Here is a 16,822-nt window from a genome sequence, read left to right on the forward strand (position 1 = left end):
AAAGGCTCATTTAATGCGAATATAGATGACATGTCCATTTGTTACTTTCTAACAAATCATGTTCCACTATGTTTCCTCTATTCTAAATAAATGATGTAGAGTTGTTCATTAAATGGCTATTTCTATTTCTAATATACCTATAACTATGTATCGTTTTTGATACATAAACTAGTTTACGGTAAATTTTTAATCTTCATATCTATATTCAGCTAATACACAATCACTAATAGAATAAAAACCATATAATGTGTCTTTTAATGTATAAAACATATCATTTTCTATTTCATACAGACCTTCATTTATTGACACTTCCTGAAGAATGGTTATGGCATTTTCTCTTTTAGAAAGCACGTAATTATTTTCACAAAGCTCATCCATAACCCCTGCTTCTATTCCTTCTTTTGTGAATTCAATTTCCACTCTATAAAGCGTTCCATCATAGAAGCTATCTCTAATCCCCTCTCTGTAAAATTCATATTCACTAACAAATTGTTCAATTGGCTGACCTGTCATTTTTTCTAATTTCATGATGAATTTTTCATAACCTTCTTTGAAGTCTTCGAATGTTTCATATCCTTTAGCGTATTCTTTTTTCATACTATTCATCCTCCAAATATCATTTTTTATTTCAATCAAGTACTATCTACCTCTACATTAAGACTAACATTTACGATGTATCATTTTTGATACATCAACACCTTTTTTGAAAATTTTTTTGATTTTTTACTAAATGGTGGTTCTAATTTCTTTATTAGAAGAATAGCCCTCATCATCTGTATTTAAAAACGTAAAAGGGATGAGCCTGGGACAAAACCCTAGCTAAAAGCAAGAGAGCTTTGGCACATGAAAATGCCGAAGCTCTTTTGGTCTGTCTGCGGATGTTCGTTTTGGCGATGCTTTTCGCGGGCACGGCTTCATCTCATGTTGGCGATGAATCGCCAACATGGATATTCAGCTCGTGCTGTTCCCGCAGAAGTCACGCCCACACGCCCATCCAAAACAAAAAAACGGATATAAAAAAAGAGCCTTTCCTGTTAAAATTTAAGTGTCCTACCACAAAAATAATAAAAGGAAGTGCTCTTTATGTATAAAAACTATAACATGAATCAAGTGATTTTACCATTAGATTTTGAAATGAAACTAGCTGAAAAGGATATTGCTTTTTCAATCCATCATTTAGTTGAAAGTATTCCAGAAGAAGCTTTCGCTCCTTTCTACAAAGCGACAGGTTGTCCTTCTTATCATCCTAAAATGATGTTGAAAATTATTTTATGTGGCTATACACAATCTATTTTTTCAGGTCGCCGCATGGAAGATTTAACAAAAGATAGTGTACGTATGATGTGGTTAGCACAAGGTTACAAACCAAGTTATCGCACGATTAATCGTTTTCGTGTTCATCCACAGATGCAAGAACTTCTAAAACAATGCTTTATTCAATTCCGTTGTCGATTAATTGAAGAAAAATGCATTGACCAACAAGCGATTTTCATTGATGGTACAAAAATTGAAGCGAATGCCAATAAGTTCACTTTTGTATGGAAGAAGTCGGTTGAAAACTATCAAGCTAGTATGATTGAAAAGTCTAATGCCTTATACGAGCAACTCGTAGAAGAACGTATTTTGCCTGCCATTCAAAAGGAACAAGACGATGCTTTGTCTAGTGAAGAGCTAGAACAAGTCGCTTCGACATTAGAAGAAGTGATTGATGATTATACAGAAAAGCTGGAAGCTTCCTCTGATTCAAGTGAACGAAAACAATTACGCGCTGCACGTAAAACACCGAAACAATATTTAAAACAAGTGAAAGATTGGATTGTCCGAAAAAGACAATATCGCCTTCATTTACAACAGATGGGTACACGAAATAGTTATTCAAAAACCGATGTCGACGCGACATTTATGCGTATGAAAGACGATTATATGAAGAATGGACAACTGAAACCCGGTTACAATGTTCAAATCGCAACAGAAAATCAATATGTCCTTGCTTATGAGGTGTATCCGAATCCAACAGATACGAAAACGCTCGTACCCTTTTTACAAGATATTCAAGCTCATTATTTTGAGCTGCCTGAACATATTGTCGCCAATGCGGATTATGGTAGTGAACCGAACTATCAATACGTGGTAGAAACACTTCAACGTAAAGCATTAATTACATATGGTATGTATCGCAAAGAACAGCGACGAAAATATCTTAAAGATCCTTTTAAAACAAACAATTGGGCGTATGACGCAACGACTGATTGTTATATGTGTCCTAATGGACAATTAGTAACGTATCAATACGACTCAACACGTACGGACAAAACAGGATTTACACGTCATTTTAAAATATATACATGTGAAGACTGTTCAGGATGCCCATTCCGTTCATCTTGTACAAAAGCACGTGAAGGGAACAATCGAAGATTGGCCATCAATACGCATTGGGAAGAACAGAAGAAAATGATTCAAGCGACGCTTTCAGAAGCAAAAACAGGCGCCATTTATCGAAAACGAAAAATCGATGTGGAACCAGTTTTTGGATTTTTGAAGGCGAATTTAGGTTTCACTCGATTTTCACTTCGCGGAAAATCGAAGGTCCGAAATGAAATCGGACTTGCCTTAATGGCGACCAACCTAAGAAAGTATGCGAAGAGAGGGTAAAATCCTCCCATCACTTATGAAAAAATCACGAAAAAAAGGAGATTGCCTGCGCAATCTCCTTTTTTGTGTGACTGAGAGCTATTTTTGTCCCAGCCTCTTATCATTTATCATGGAAGACCTACTAGTCACCTTTAGGATTGCGAATTTATTCATTTTTTATTCTCTTAGACCAATTTAGTAAGGCGAATACTGGATAATTAACACTTCGCAAAAATTAAGAGCCTTTTAAGTGGTTACTTTTAGTTTTTATGAGCTTCGTTGCTAAGGTTAATAATCAAAACATTATTTCATAAACATACAGTACAGGTGGTGACGAATTAAATCATAAAAATAATATTCTTTATTACATATTTTGGGTTAAAAGAAGTGGATTTAAGATGATTTTGAATGACGAACTTGTTGGAATGCTTGTATTATTTCATTTGCCAACTCTATATGTGTTGGCGAACCTGAATAGTGACTAATATTGGTGACTTTATATTGTTCGTCTAAACCATTGCGTCGAAGAAATTCATTCACTACATTTGTTTCTTTATTTTTCCCCATTACAACTAATGTGTGTGTTTGTCCACCTAGCAATGCTAATTCATTAACTAAAATTTCACCAAATAACTTACAAACATTTGTGTAGAATGTCTCAGACTGATCTTCCGTATAATTTAATTCCCGTCCGATTTCTTTTATTTTTTTAGGAATGTCGGGACCATAATTAGTTGGGAATCCTTTAATAAAATCGGTCATATAAGTGCCACTTACAACCTCATTATAGAACTTTTCATTCCCAGTCTTAATGAGAGCATTTTTATAACGCATTGCATTGGGTATTCGTTTATAGTTGTCGTTATCTTTTAGACTACGTAACTGGAACATTTCGAAATGCTCGAATGTTTCAATTCCTTTTATACCCATTCCTTTTGCACCAGCATTTACACCAAGTAAAACGTAACCTGCTCTTAATTGTCCGTTTTCTTCTTGAAGCAGATTCCAACTTTGAAGAACTTTTAGATTTTCCCTTGCCTCATAAAAAGCTTGCTTTATATTTCGATTTTCCCAATAGGCAAAGCTACTAAAATTAGCATAGCTTCCTCCTTCTTCCGCTGTTAAATATAATGTTTCTTGAAAGCCGATCGCAGTAATTTCTTCCTTCGTTAAATACTTATCTGCAGTTTTTTCAAAATTTAAATCATGTAGCTTAAGAGATTCGTATTGGTTTTTAGTAATAGTATAGTTCATAAAATCGCTCCTTGAATTTCAAATTTTTCCGATAATATCTATAACTAGATTTACCATATCAAACACTAAATTTCCACTTTCTTCTATAAATAATTTACACAAACAATGGCATGCGTTTCGTTTCCGAACACTTCATATGAGTAATTCAATATATCATCACCGTCAAAATATTGCGGTTCGTAGTGGGCAATAAATTTTACATAATCGTTGCGTAATTCAAGTATTTCATAATTCCCTTCAGTGGCATATTTTACATAACCAATAATACTTTGTTCCGGTTCTTCGTTTTTGAAGGCGACTTCTGTAATCACTAGATGACATTTTGCAATCGCATAATCATTATTGAAATATGCTGTTCCTTTCACGTCAGACTTTCTTCGTTCAATTTCATATGGCGTTATCACTGGTATTTTTTTCGCTACACTCGGTCTAATCGAGTCCTCGTCGTCATCTAAAAATTCCTCATCATCAAATCCAATATAGTCAATCAGTTCCTCAAACTCATCATCCCATTCAATGATCATTGTGCTAGTTGGAAGAAAGTGTTCTTCTGAAAATTGCTTGAAAATGTTTGTAGCTTTTCCACAAGTACACTCTGTATCGCATTTACATACATCATTCTTTACATCTGAATTTGTTTCAAATAAGTTTTCTTTGTTCACGAGAATTCCTCTTTTCATATAGTATTTATATTTTCATATTACTAAACTCTATGTATCATTTTTGACTCATGAAGAGGTTTTCCATGATTTTTTTAAAACATGCATCATGTACCAAAATTGATACATTGTTATTGCTATGCTAAACGTATGGAAAATGAAAGAAGCTCTCAAAATGAAGTATATAAAAATATCTAATGAATAAATAGTAAAATAAATGAGAACGAGTTTTCCAAAAAATGATACGAGGTGGATCTATATGAAATTAATCGAAAAAGCGATGATTTTCGCCGCACAAAAACATGAACATCAATACCGTAAAAGTACGACAATTCCTTATATTACACATCCTTTCATGGTCGGCATGTACTTGCAGCAGGCGAACTGCACTGAGGAAGTAATTGCAGCAGGGATTTTACACGATACGTTAGAGGATACAAATACGACACTTGATGAATTAACGAATGAATTCGGGGAAAAAGTGGCGCATCTTGTTGTGATGGCTTCTGAACATGATAAAAGCTTGTCTTGGGAGGAACGTAAGCAGCACACAATTGAAATGCTCGCAACGCAATCTCTCGAAGATATTCAAGTTATTGTAGCGGATAAACTACATAATTTACGTTCGATCTGTGCTGATTTTGAACGCGATGGTGATTCCATTTGGTCTCGCTTTAACCGCGGAAAAAGCGATCAACAATGGTATTACATAAGTATCGCAAACGCTGTCTCAAAATATGAGACTGAGTTTTCACTAATCGGTGAGCTTCAGGCAGAAGTATCAGCATTGTTTCGCTAAAAATAAAATCCTTAAAAGCTAGAGTACATTTCGCTTTTAAGGATTTTTTCATGAAATTTATTTAATTTTATGATTTATGTATCAAAAACGATACATCCGAATTGCTATGCTAATTGTATAACGATTTAAGGGGGAATGTATGATGACGACAAACCAACTTCAATTTGATGGACGTAATGAAAAAAAGGAATTTATGAAAAGATGGGGACATTGGCCGTGTTCCGTATTTGAATTCAATTTAGTCTCACTATTCTGTGTAAAAATTTACTTCACTGAGCGTGGGACGAAAGAAATCGTCACATTGTTAAAACAGCAACTCGAACTCGATTATGAAATATTCGATATTGAACAGAACTTTGTGCACTTTCACTGTTTATATGAAAGCGTCCATTTAGACGGACGTGAACTGTTAGAAACAAAAATTTCTGACTTGCTACGAGACTTCGAAACATATGAATTGCATTGGATTGGCTAAAGGTCGGTTTGTTAAAAAACACCACCTCACTTATAATAAACGAAAGGATGATTGTATGAATGCACCTCGACATTACGAAAAGGAACTAAAACAAATCGACAACTTTGCCGACTACCAAGTGGCTCGAATCTGAGAGAAAAGGATGTTTATGGAAAGATACGGACTACTAACCGATTATGAACAACATTTCGATGAATGTTCATTGCACGAAATCGAAGTACAGCTAAAAAATATGGTGAAAGAACATATCCCTGCCTTTATCGACCGAGAGTTTGTGGAATACTATGAGCTGTTAGAAGTAAAATATCATTACGTCCGACTTCTATACTTTTTAGACTCTTCCTACGACCCAGCTGAAATCGATGTCGTTCTCTATGATATATTTGGTGATTATGAACTCGGGGTGTACCGTTCATATCACATCCGCTAAACTGTAAAGGGTGAATACAATGGCACAAGACAACAACATACTACTACTCGACTTATTAACGCTGCTGCAAAAATATTCGAACTCCAAAAATCGTCTCTCACAGAAAGAAATTATCGAAATACTTGAGCAGCATTTTCATTATAAAAATGTCTCACGCAAAACGGTCAAAAACAACTTGGAAAAGCTACGACGTTATACGGACAACATTGATGCAAAGCGCACTGAACGTAGCTTTATAAATAAAGAAACTGGCGAAAAAGAAGAATTTGATGTGTATACGGACTATTATTATCAACACCCGTTTACAGAAAGTGAGCTTCGTCTGGTCATTGATGGGATTTTATTTTCCAAACATATGACGAAAACTATGAAAACTGAGCTTATTGATAAACTTGAGAAAATGATGGGCAATCATTATAAAAAGCGGAAAAATCATATTTTAGCGGATGATGGGATTGGGCTGGACGATTCACAGCTATTTGAAAATATCAATCATCTCGACAAAGCCATTAGTACGATGAGAAAAGTAACTTTTACGTACAATCGCTACGTCGTCAACGCTGTGGGCAAAATTTCATTTGAGCCCGAAAGATCCAAGGATGGGCAAATTCGAAAATATGTTATGAATCCGTACCAAATGGTTGCAACAAATGGACGCTATTATTTAATTTGTAATAACGACCGTTACAACAATATGTCCTACTACCGCATCGATCGCATTTCCGACGTTATCATTGAACCGGTAGAACGTAAGCCTATTAAAAAAATTGACGGCTACGAGCAAGGTTTACTGATGCAAGAACATATGAAGCAACATATTTACTTATTTTCAGGCGAACTCATTCGTGCTTCTATTCGTTTTCAAAAAAAGTTGTTAACAGAATTTATTGACTGGTTTGGAAAGGAACACATTACTTTTTCCAATCAAACAGAAGATGAGATAACAGCGACAATCCAAGTAAATTACAATGCACTACGCAAATGGGCACTACAATACGGGCTTTATTTCCGTGTCATTGAGCCAGCACAGCTAGTAGATGATATTAAAGAAGATATCAAGCAAGTGCGAAAAAATTATGAGTGAGGAGGTGAGATAGTTAAAAATTATTCACTTATTGTGAAGGTATTTATTTCGTTATAAAAGTGCGAACGACTTTAATAAATTGAGGAGTGAGCGTATGAATGAAAAACTAGATGCAGCTATAGAAAGTAATTATAAGGGTGTTACAGATTTACCTATTGAAAAATTAGCGGATGATAATCTACATATTTCAAATTATATCGAGGGATTGTCAGATTTTATACGTACTTGTGCAACACCGATGACAATAGCTTTACAAGGCGACTGGGGAACAGGTAAAACCTCATTTATGAATTTAGTGATTGACCATCTTGAAAAAAGTGAGCCTTTGGGAAATGGCTCGAAAAAATTAAATGATGAAGAAAATAACCATCTAGATGACGAAGTAATTACAATCGTTTTTAACACTTGGAAATATGCACAATTTAATCAAGCACAAAATTTATCTCAGTCTTTTTTAAGTTATGTTATTAGTCAACTTTACGGCATGTCGATTTCAAAAGTGCTAAGTAAAGCGGAAGAGTACGAACCAGGGGCAAAAAAAGAAAACGGTATTATTTCTTCAGCTAAAATAATAGGAAAGCTAATGTCAGGTGTTACAAATACAGTCGTCTCACAAGTACTTTCATCTTATCTTACAGGCACAATTCCAATGGTTCAAAGTGCTGAAATATCTTTGAAAAGCGATGAAAATAATGCGTTTGATAGAACGACACAAATGGATTCTGCTGTAGCAATCGAAGGTTTGAAAAATGAATTTATTAAAGCTGTTGAGTATAGAATTAATGAAAGTAAAAGCGATGAAAATAGGAATAAGCGTATAGCTATTTTCATCGATGATTTAGATCGTTTAAACCCTATCATTGCTGTCAATCTTCTAGAAGTCATTAAAATATTTTTAGATGTTCCAAACTGTGTATTTGTTCTATCAGTCGATTATGCAATCGTGACAAAAGGTGTAAAATTAAAAAATGGTGATTCTGATATGGACGATGAAAAAGCCCATAATTTTTTCGATAAGATGATTCAAGTCCCATTCCGTATTCCGATGGAATTTTATAATTTCGAAGGTTTTTTGAAAAAGAACCTACCTGAAATTAAAAACTTTGCAAATTTACATGATTTAATTCGTCATAGTATTGGCAATAACCCTCGTGGCGTAAAAAGATTATTAAATTCTTACTACTTAATTTCGAATATTATGTTCCGAGGTGCAGATGCGGATCAAAATGAAAAACAGCGTGGTCAATTAATTGCATTATTATGCATGCAACTGTCTCATGAGCCGTTATACAGATATTTTTGTTTAAATATCGGTGAGCTTAATATGCTATTAGCTGAATCAGATGAGGAAGTTGAACAGCTATTAAATGATGAAAACATTCCCTATTCTAAAACGAATGTAAGAAAGCATGTACTATTTTTACGCTCGCTCCGCTTTTATTTATTTGGAAAGAAAACAACTGAGGAAATTAGTCGAGACAATGAACATGACAACGACGTTTTAGAACTATTCTCGACAACTTTATCTTATACAAATATAACTAGCGAGACAGTAACAGAAGAAATTGAAGAAATCATTCAAGTACCACTAAATGAAATAATGGATTATTCTGCTGCTGATTATGGTGTCTTTGATATGTCAAATGAAAGTCTAAAACTGAAATCAAAGTCAGCGAATGGTTTAGCATTTGAGATGTATAAAAAAGTATTCGAAAAAAATCCAGGTTATATTCCATTATTACAAGATTATAAACAATTACCGAATATGAAGGCAGCAGGAATTGAAAAACGTTTAATTTTACCATTTTTAGAGCAACTTAATAAAAATCATGAGGCGAAACTATGGATTGAACAAAATATTCCTGAATATACGTTTAAAAAAGGTGATTATTCAACAAAATTATCAAAAAAAGAGTTACCTGGAGTTGGCTATGCTATCATTACTAACTACTCAGCATTAGAAGCGATACAGAATCTATATCGTATTTTGAATTATTTAGAAGACGAACATATCACAAATACAGTCGTTCGTTTAAAGAAGAAAAAGAAAAAATAGGAATCGTGATTTAGTAACAAGTATATAATCTATACTGTAAGCCCGAAATATAAAAAATAGCGCACCTTTACGGTACGCACAACGAATAGCCAACTAGCTGAAAAATTTTTCAGCTAGTTGGCTATTTTGCACATGTGGCCTGAATTTGTTCGGACCAAGGTAGATCGTTATGTAAAATTTCAGGCTGCTGAAAGAAATTAAAGATGAGTATTTAGAAAACTCGAATGTAAAGTATGCAGAAAAAATAGAGATAATACTTTGCGACTTTATAGATGATTTAAGGCGTTCAATGTACACGTTTAAAGTTAATTGTAAGCGCCAAATATAGCACACCTTCAACGAATTCCATGGCCATGAGACAATCATAAAAATGAATGAAGTTGGAGGTTTTTTTATGAAACGATTTGAACGTCAGTTGATGTGGCAATCTCGTATTCAAACATATCACACAAGCGGTGAAGCAAGCGTTGCCGCTTGGTGTGCAAAAGAAAATGTACCGGTTCAAAGTATGTATCAGTGGTTACGAAAATCACGTATGCAGACAAAAATTCAACCTGCTCAAATGCTTCAAGAAAAGCCACTTGTTTCTCTAAATCCACTTTTTCTAACGTATACGTCGGTTTCGTATAACTTAAGCCGAAGTGGTACAGTAAATCGCGTGTTCCACGTTCAGAAAAAGACACATCAAAGGTCTGCTTAATCCAATCGCGAATGAGCGGTGCTGTCCAATTCATTTCAACCGGAAAATCAACTTCTTTCGGTATTTGATTGACGATGATTGAGATGACTTGTGCTTCTTGTTCAGCCGTCAAAAAGCGCGCACGACCTGGTTGCTTTTTCGGTACAAGTCCAGAAATACCTTTGTCACAATACGCTTTACGATAGTTGAAGAGTGTCGCAATGGAAAGACCCGTATAATCCATAATTTTTTCGTAAGACTCGCCTGAAAGCAACATATAAATCACTTGATAGCGAACGAATAAGTTCTGGTTCTGTTCTTCTTTCATCGCAAGTTTTAATTCTTCTAAAGCAGCTGGGATGTTTTCTTCTGGAATAAGTGTGATTTTACGCATGATTTTTCTCCGTTTTCTGTCTGGTAACTTCAGTATACAGGAAATAGGAGAAGAAAGATTTAAATATATTTTTTAATCACCGTCTATATAGAAGAGATACGCAATACTTGTTTTACAAAAGGTTAATCTAATGTACATAGGCACACACACTATTTACTACAATTTATAAAAATACGTTTACTTAGCGGCAAAGTAAACGTATTTTGTATTAATATTAAGTCTTAGTGAATTTCCAGAATTGTTTCCGTACAAGGTACTATAAATCTCTTCGAACCATTTCATTACGTATAATCATCGCAATACGCTCTTTAAACTCAGGTGAAATTTGTATATATTTCAAATAGAATTGACGATTGTTTTCATACCATAAACTTAATTTATTATTTGCTTCATCAGTCAAATCAGCTCTTGGTAAAAAATTAAAATGGCTAGCCTTCTTTAATCCTTTTTCTACAAAACTATCTTTCAAAGTAAAATTATTTAATAGTGCCTGTAATTGTTCGTTCGACACGGGAATAATTAACTCTTTGATTTCTTCTTCTAGTTTATATAATAAAGGGTGCGTAATAATTTGACTAATATTATAGTCATTTGCAAAGCGTTCAAAAGCTAAATACATCCAGCCAAAATATCGATGGAATTTTATTTCGTAATCAATACCCCAATTAGCGTCTTGTTTATATGATTTTAAATCATCGGACATTTCATTTAGCTTCGTTATTATTTTATTTTCAATAGAGTTGCTTTTTTTAAAATATTTATCATTGTTTAATGTAATTCGATCTTCACCGTACAAAGTGCCTGAATCCAAAATATTTGGAGGAATAGTATGTTTTACTTTTTCAAATATTTCTTTGTAGTCATATGAAACAATATCCGCAACGATATCTTGTAAGTTATGTTCAAATAAAAATCTCTGCGAATCATTACTCAATTTTTTATACTTAATTGTTTCGACATCTGCTTTAAGAAGAACCTCTCCGAGTGTACTAATAATTAGTTCAATAGGTTTGATGATAGTCTAAATTATGGACACAGTAAATTGGGAGTTTATAAAGTATAATAGTCTCAATAATTTACTAGGAGTGTCTAAAATGACCAATCGAAAAAGTTACGACAAAGAATTCAAATTAGAGGCAGTACAGTTAGTTGAAAGTGGCAAGAGAGTTGCGGAAGTTGCACGTGAGCTAGACCTTGCGGAACAAACGTTACACAACTGGGTTAGAAAATTTGGTAAAGATGGAGAAGCTGCTTTTGTTGGTAGCGGAAATTTAAAACCAGAGGACAAGGCAAATAAAGAGTTACAAAAAAGAATCCGTGATCTAGAAGAGGAAAATGCCATCTTAAAAAAGGCTATGAGCATCTTTGCAAAAGACCAGAAGTAATTTATGACTTTATTCAACAGCACCGACACGAATACCGTGTGGCAAAGATGTGCGAAGTATTAGGTGTTTCAAGAAGTGGTTACTATGAGTGGCTGAACCGCCCAAAAAGTAAGCAAAAAGAGCGTAAAGAAAAGTTAACAAGCCAAATAAAACGAGTGTATTTAGATTCCAGAAGAAATTATGGTAGTCCTAAAATCACAAAACAATTGAATTCGGAAGGAGTCCATGTATCACAAAAAACAGTATCGAGAATTATGAAAAATGAAGGAATACGTTCAAAAACAGTGAAAAAATACAAAGCGACGACGAATTCAAAACATAATCTACCAATCTATTCGAATCTATTAGACCAGCAATTCAAAGTAGACCGACCTGGGAAAGTATGGGTAGCGGATATTACGTATATATGGACAAGTGAAGGATGGTTGTATCTAGCGACAATTATGGAGCTGTTTTCAAGGAGAATTATCGGATGGGCGATGGATGCGAGGATGACAAAAGAGTTAGTGATTCTTGCCTTAAAACGGGCAATTAGAGCTCAATCTCCAACTTCTGGACTTATTCATCACTCTGATCGTGGGAGCCAGTATGCATCGAAGGAATACCAACAAGTATTACGAACTAACGGAATCATCACAAGCATGAGCAGAAAAGGAAACTGTTACGATAATGCATGTATTGAGTCGTTTCATAGCGTGATCAAACGAGAACTAGTTTTTCACGAAAAGTATAAAACGAGAGATCAAGCCAAGAAAAGTATCATTGAATACATCGTTAGTTTCTATAACTACAAACGGATCCACTCATATACAAATTATATGTCGCCAGTTGCATACGAAAAGCAATATTTCGAAGTTTTACAGAAAGCTAGAGTCATATAATCTACCCCTTTTAACCTCACAAATAATTTAAGGGTTACGCCCCTTAAATTATTTGTGAGGCGAGCAAGCGATAGCGCGATAGATTCAGAGCGAAATCTCAATTTCCTCTGTCCATTTTCTTGACATAGTATCAGTTTAGATGCGTTTTCTATTGAAGTAGATAATAGATGTAAATTTGAGCACTTGCTATCTTTTAATATTGTATTTACGACTTCATCATCGAATTTAGTTTCTAAGCGATTACTTTCCACTAATTCGTAATATAGTTTGGTAATATCGTTGGCATGTAAATGTTCTGGCACTATACATTGCTCAGTATTTGATGAACATGGGTAAATTACGTTAGCCGAATTAAGATGATATGGTGCGAAACTATTAAAAGTTTCCTTACTTGCCTTGGCTTCTTGTTGATATGATTCCGTTGATTCTTCAGGAATAATATCATAAATTTTCTTTTTCTCGTCCTTAATTTTTTGTGCAGCTGCTCTTTCTACTTTCTCTTGTTTCATACGTTTATTAGCTTTAAATTTATTGATATGTTTTTTTATGAATGCTCTATACATTAAGTAGAGAACAAAAACACATAGCAAAAATAGTATTAATAAAATCACTAAAATTTCAAATAATATTTCCGGCATTTTACCCCACCTTTATGAATTTAACTAAATGAAAATTACTTTTTATTCCATCTGTTAACTATTTTATAATATAATTATTGTGTGGTATATATATTTTCGTTTAATAATGATTGAGGGGTGGAGTTTTTACATAGTTTTCCCTCTAGGTTTATATAAAACAGGAGCATTCCTGTTAGAAACATTTTCAGGGACTTGAAAACAAAAAAGCCCTCTTGTATGATGCTTGATTGTCAACGGCAAATTGACTCGAACATCTATGAGAGGACTTATAACAATGAATCCTAATACGAATGAAAAAATTAATCAAGTTTCTGAAAATACTCTAGTGATTGGTATCGACATCGCTAAGCACAAACATTTCGCTTGTGCGGTAGATGATCGTGGTCGCGTGCTTCAAAAATCATTTCCAATCCTGCAAACACGCTTAGGATTTGAAGGCTTTTACGAGCGGCTCCTAGCGTTAAAAGCGGCGCATGAAAAACAAGATATTCTCGTTGGTTTTGAGCCAACAGGTCACTACTGGATGAACTTAGCGGCGTTTTTAATGAACTACGGGATTCCATTTGTGATGGTTAATCCGATGCACGTCAATCGTTCTAAGGAACTCGACGATAATCTTCAAACAAAAAATGACCAAAAAGATGCGCTCGTCATCGCACGTTTAATGCGAGATGGACGCTTCAGCTATCCTCGTTTTTTAGAAGGTGTGGAAGCAGAATTACGAAATGGCGCGACATTGCGCTCAAAAATTCAAGAAGATTTAACTGCCCTTCAAAATCGACAAATACGTTGGTTAGATTGCTTCTTTCCTGAGTTTTCACAGGTTTTTAAGAAGTTTGGGAAAGTGGCGTATGCGGTGCTCGAAATGACGACATTACCTTCTGATATTAAAGGGAAGTCACCAGAAGAATTACTCTTCTTATATCGCCAAGTAGATGGGATGAAAAGCCCACAACTACCAAAGGCAAAACAGTTAGTTGAAGCCGCAGAAACCTCAATTGGATTAACAGAAGGCTTAGTGATGGCCAAATACGAAATTGCCACACTTCTTTCACAAATCAAATTGATGCAAGCTCAACTAGATGAATTAACGGTTCAGCTCACAGAGCTAGCGAAACAAATGACAGATTATGATTATTTAGCATCAGTACCAGGAATCGGAGATATAACGATTGTCGATTTACTTTCAGAAGTCGGTTCTTTAACGCAATATGAGCATCCACGCCAATTAATTAAGCTAGCGGGACTTACATTACGTGAAAACTCTTCTGGACAGCAAAAAGGACAAAAGCGCATTTCCAAACGAGGAAGACGGAAGTTGTGGGCGCTCCTATTTCGTGTGATTATACCTCTCATTCGACATAATCAAGCTTTTAAGCATTATCATGAGTACTACACAACACGTACAGTGAATCCGCTTCGTAAGAAGCAATCCATTGTCGTTCTATGTGGGAAGTTACTAAAGATTTTACACGCCTTGTGCAACAAGAAGACGATGTTTAACGAACAACAAACGATGAACGATTTCACTCAGCTTCAAGTGGCTACTTAAGTACAACCAACTGAAGTCAAAATCAAGAGGATGACACGGAGAAGCCGGCATTATTTTCACCATCTGACCGTTGATACCAATCAAATGAGTACCTATAGGAGCATCGCCAGCCTCTGCCTTATGAATAGACCGAACAAAGGAATGTACGCGCAAATAGACGCCTAGAGACATGGGAGGGTCCGTCATCATAAGCAACGCAAGGATCCATATGTGCATCAAAATACAGCACGGGATCAGGAGAATCATTACCAATTAATGGTTCATCCTTTAGCGAAGCGTACGGATAGTTTGTAAAAAAATCAATATATATAAAATACAGATAGATGTACGTGTCGAAAAATATTTTTTAGACACCCAAAAAATGGCGTGAGCCATTGATATATCAACATTTATAGAGGGAGGTAACATTATCATGAGCGTAGGACAAAAATATAAAATATATGCATCTATATTTTTTGCATTTGTAGTATTTTATGGAGGGTTATTTTATTATTCACTTAAAGTAGGAAATGTGAATATATTTTCTCTTTTTAATGATAACTTTTTATTATTCTTTTTTATAATAATTTTTCTATTTAGGAAGACGAAACATTATATAAAAAAAATAAAGAATGATTTTTATGGTCCTTCAAAGTATAGCGATATCAATATATTTAGTTTAATTAAAAGTATGTTAAGTATTTTTATTTATACATTATTTAACTTTGGCGCAATCCAATTATTAGTAACCTTATTAGAAGATAAAAATTATCCTACATTAATAAAAATATTAGAAGCGCAGTATATTATTTTCCCGCTTGCACTAATCATATGGGAATTTAAAATATTGACGTATGCTAGAAATATTAAAAAAGAAGAAATTCAAATCGAGCGTAAAAAACATTTGAAATATGCAGAGAATATGGAAAAATATACAAACCTAGCTAAATCGAAAGAAAATGGTTTAATGACTGGGTATGAGCCGAGAAAATTACAGCAAGTTATGATTAAGTCTACACCTTTAATGAAAGGTGAGCCGGGGATTGGTTTGAGCGGATCAGGATTTAGTGAAGGCAATATTAAATCGGGTGCGTTAGGAGAACTTAACTTTGCGAAAATTTTACAACAAAATAATTTCTTAGATAAGTTTGCAACACATTGGTCTGCACAGTACCCTTCAAGTTTTTCTCCTGGGCCAGACAATATTTTAAAAGCAGATATCGACTGTTTAATCATTACAAAAAACACATTATTTTTAATTGATATAAAAATGTATAGTCAAGGTAATGTAACATGGAAAATGTTGGATAACAATAAATATATTTATGCAGAAGATAATATCACAGGCAATTTTGCGTATAAACCGACAAAGATGTCACAAAATATGTCAAAGGCAACAGAACGTTTCAAATCTAAATTAGATTTATTAGGTGTCAAAATTAAAATTCAACCGTACGTCGTCATGTTACCAACTGACCGCGGGATAGGAAATATTGAAAATGTTTATTGGCCAGGAAACATTAAATGTATTTCTGTAATGGACATGTTGGCTATTTTAGAAATGGAAAAGCCTTTTGATAGCAAAAATGAAGATGCGATGTTATTAGACAGTGTATTTAAGTGGGTTTTAAAAGACGAAAGCGGTTCTGCTCCTAAATTTGATTTCAACTAACAATTAAACGTTTACTCATTAACGATGAGTAGGTGTTTTTTAGTGTCTAGCATACTCACTTAAAAGACCAGGCGGTGAAAGAAGTTGCCGATAAACTTGAAAGTAAAGAATCCATCATCACCGACCTACAGCAGCAGACACACCAGCTAAAGCAGGAGCTAGGCTTAAAAAGTGAAGAAATCGAAAGCTTTGTGCAAAGGGTAGCCGTTTACGAGGAAAAGCTAAAGGCGAACGGAGCGATGCTTGAAACGAAT

General features: G+C 34.5%; 14 protein-coding genes and 2 pseudogenes. 10 read left to right on the forward strand and 6 right to left on the reverse strand.

The features are described 5' to 3' along the window. Positions 1-186: 186 nt before the first annotated feature. A complete protein-coding gene (locus MHB75_RS09200) occupies positions 187-597 on the reverse strand; it encodes a hypothetical protein (RefSeq protein ID WP_340997255.1) in 411 nt (136 codons plus the stop codon). 486 nt (positions 598-1,083) lie between these two features. Here MHB75_RS09200 and MHB75_RS09205 point away from each other — a divergent pair, with 486 nt between their 5' ends. Further along, on the forward strand, positions 1,084-2,652 hold the full coding sequence (locus MHB75_RS09205) for an IS1182 family transposase (RefSeq protein WP_340997257.1): 1,569 nt from the start codon (positions 1,084-1,086) through the stop codon (positions 2,650-2,652). A 372-nt stretch (positions 2,653-3,024) separates the two neighbouring features. Here MHB75_RS09205 and MHB75_RS09210 read toward each other — a convergent pair whose 3' ends face one another. Both MHB75_RS09210 and MHB75_RS09215 read right to left on the reverse strand, forming a co-directional pair. Further along, positions 3,025-3,885 carry a hypothetical protein gene (locus tag MHB75_RS09210; protein ID WP_340997259.1) on the reverse strand — a complete coding sequence of 287 codons (861 nt, stop codon included), beginning with the start codon at positions 3,883-3,885 and terminating at the stop codon, positions 3,025-3,027. A gap of 83 nt (positions 3,886-3,968) precedes the next feature. Continuing rightward, a complete protein-coding gene (locus MHB75_RS09215; protein WP_325921626.1) occupies positions 3,969-4,547 on the reverse strand; it encodes a hypothetical protein in 579 nt (192 codons plus the stop codon). 256 nt (positions 4,548-4,803) lie between these two features. On the opposite strand from MHB75_RS09215, the gene MHB75_RS09220 reads away from it, so the two are divergent. From MHB75_RS09220 to MHB75_RS15110, 6 genes and pseudogenes are all read left to right on the forward strand, one after another. Continuing rightward, positions 4,804-5,343: an HD domain-containing protein gene (locus MHB75_RS09220; RefSeq protein ID WP_340997264.1), complete on the forward strand. Its 540-nt coding sequence runs from the start codon at positions 4,804-4,806 to the stop codon at positions 5,341-5,343. A gap of 139 nt (positions 5,344-5,482) precedes the next feature. Continuing rightward, the gene (locus tag MHB75_RS09225; protein ID WP_340997266.1) at positions 5,483-5,818 is read left to right on the forward strand and encodes a hypothetical protein; all 336 of its coding nucleotides are present in this window, start codon (positions 5,483-5,485) and stop codon (positions 5,816-5,818) included. Between the two features lie 148 nt (positions 5,819-5,966). After that, entirely contained in the window at positions 5,967-6,248 is a 282-nt protein-coding gene (locus tag MHB75_RS09230; RefSeq protein ID WP_340997269.1) for a hypothetical protein, read from the forward strand. Positions 6,249-6,267: 19 nt separating this feature from the next. Continuing rightward, positions 6,268-7,332, forward strand: a complete 1,065-nt coding sequence (locus MHB75_RS09235) for a helix-turn-helix transcriptional regulator (RefSeq protein ID WP_340997271.1) — start codon at positions 6,268-6,270, stop codon at positions 7,330-7,332. A gap of 94 nt (positions 7,333-7,426) precedes the next feature. Continuing rightward, positions 7,427-9,388: a KAP family P-loop NTPase fold protein gene (locus MHB75_RS09240; protein ID WP_340997273.1), complete on the forward strand. Its 1,962-nt coding sequence runs from the start codon at positions 7,427-7,429 to the stop codon at positions 9,386-9,388. 418 nt (positions 9,389-9,806) lie between these two features. Next, positions 9,807-9,890, forward strand: a pseudogene (locus MHB75_RS15110) (hypothetical protein); the annotation flags it as partial. Positions 9,891-9,963: 73 nt separating this feature from the next. Here MHB75_RS15110 and MHB75_RS09245 read toward each other — a convergent pair. Beyond that, positions 9,964-10,461, reverse strand: a pseudogene (locus MHB75_RS09245) (helix-turn-helix domain-containing protein); the annotation flags it as partial. A gap of 256 nt (positions 10,462-10,717) precedes the next feature. Then, entirely contained in the window at positions 10,718-11,395 is a 678-nt protein-coding gene (locus MHB75_RS09250; RefSeq protein ID WP_340997275.1) for a hypothetical protein, read from the reverse strand. A 160-nt stretch (positions 11,396-11,555) separates the two neighbouring features. Between MHB75_RS09250 and MHB75_RS09255 the strand changes: the two genes are divergently transcribed. Beyond that, a protein-coding gene (locus MHB75_RS09255) for an IS3 family transposase (protein ID WP_340995027.1) occupies positions 11,556-12,727 on the forward strand; the annotation gives its coding sequence in 2 pieces (ribosomal slippage) (positions 11,556-11,817 and positions 11,817-12,727; 1,173 coding nt in all). Here MHB75_RS09255 and MHB75_RS09260 read toward each other — a convergent pair. After that, on the reverse strand, positions 12,661-13,365 hold the full coding sequence (locus MHB75_RS09260) for a hypothetical protein (RefSeq protein ID WP_340997276.1): 705 nt from the start codon (positions 13,363-13,365) through the stop codon (positions 12,661-12,663). The two genes, MHB75_RS09255 and MHB75_RS09260, sit on opposite strands and share 67 nt — an antisense overlap. A 274-nt stretch (positions 13,366-13,639) precedes the next feature. On the opposite strand from MHB75_RS09260, the gene MHB75_RS09265 reads away from it, so the two are divergent. Further along, complete coding sequence (locus MHB75_RS09265; RefSeq protein ID WP_340997277.1) at positions 13,640-14,917, forward strand: IS110 family transposase; 1,278 nt, start codon at positions 13,640-13,642, stop codon at positions 14,915-14,917. A gap of 412 nt (positions 14,918-15,329) precedes the next feature. Continuing rightward, positions 15,330-16,568: a nuclease-related domain-containing protein gene (locus tag MHB75_RS09270; protein WP_340997278.1), complete on the forward strand. Its 1,239-nt coding sequence runs from the start codon at positions 15,330-15,332 to the stop codon at positions 16,566-16,568. Positions 16,569-16,822 lie beyond the last annotated feature (254 nt).

This window comes from Kurthia sp. FSL E2-0154, assembly GCF_038003625.1.
Taxonomy (GTDB): Bacteria; Bacillota; Bacilli; order Bacillales_A; family Planococcaceae; genus Kurthia; species Kurthia gibsonii.

Excerpts from the sequence above, each read along its gene's own strand:
- MHB75_RS09200 (WP_340997255.1), bottom strand. The coding sequence starts at position 597 with ATGAAAAAAGAATACGCTAAAGGATATGAAACATTCGAAGACTTCAAA.
- MHB75_RS09205 (WP_340997257.1), top strand. The coding sequence starts at position 1,084 with ATGTATAAAAACTATAACATGAATCAAGTGATTTTACCATTAGATTTT.
- MHB75_RS09210 (WP_340997259.1), bottom strand. The coding sequence starts at position 3,885 with ATGAACTATACTATTACTAAAAACCAATACGAATCTCTTAAGCTACAT.
- MHB75_RS09220 (WP_340997264.1), top strand. The coding sequence starts at position 4,804 with ATGAAATTAATCGAAAAAGCGATGATTTTCGCCGCACAAAAACATGAA.
- MHB75_RS09225 (WP_340997266.1), top strand. The coding sequence starts at position 5,483 with ATGATGACGACAAACCAACTTCAATTTGATGGACGTAATGAAAAAAAG.
- MHB75_RS09230 (WP_340997269.1), top strand. The coding sequence starts at position 5,967 with ATGGAAAGATACGGACTACTAACCGATTATGAACAACATTTCGATGAA.
- MHB75_RS09235 (WP_340997271.1), top strand. The coding sequence starts at position 6,268 with ATGGCACAAGACAACAACATACTACTACTCGACTTATTAACGCTGCTG.
- MHB75_RS09240 (WP_340997273.1), top strand. The coding sequence starts at position 7,427 with ATGAATGAAAAACTAGATGCAGCTATAGAAAGTAATTATAAGGGTGTT.
- MHB75_RS09260 (WP_340997276.1), bottom strand. The coding sequence starts at position 13,365 with ATGCCGGAAATATTATTTGAAATTTTAGTGATTTTATTAATACTATTT.
- MHB75_RS09265 (WP_340997277.1), top strand. The coding sequence starts at position 13,640 with ATGAATCCTAATACGAATGAAAAAATTAATCAAGTTTCTGAAAATACT.
- MHB75_RS09270 (WP_340997278.1), top strand. The coding sequence starts at position 15,330 with ATGAGCGTAGGACAAAAATATAAAATATATGCATCTATATTTTTTGCA.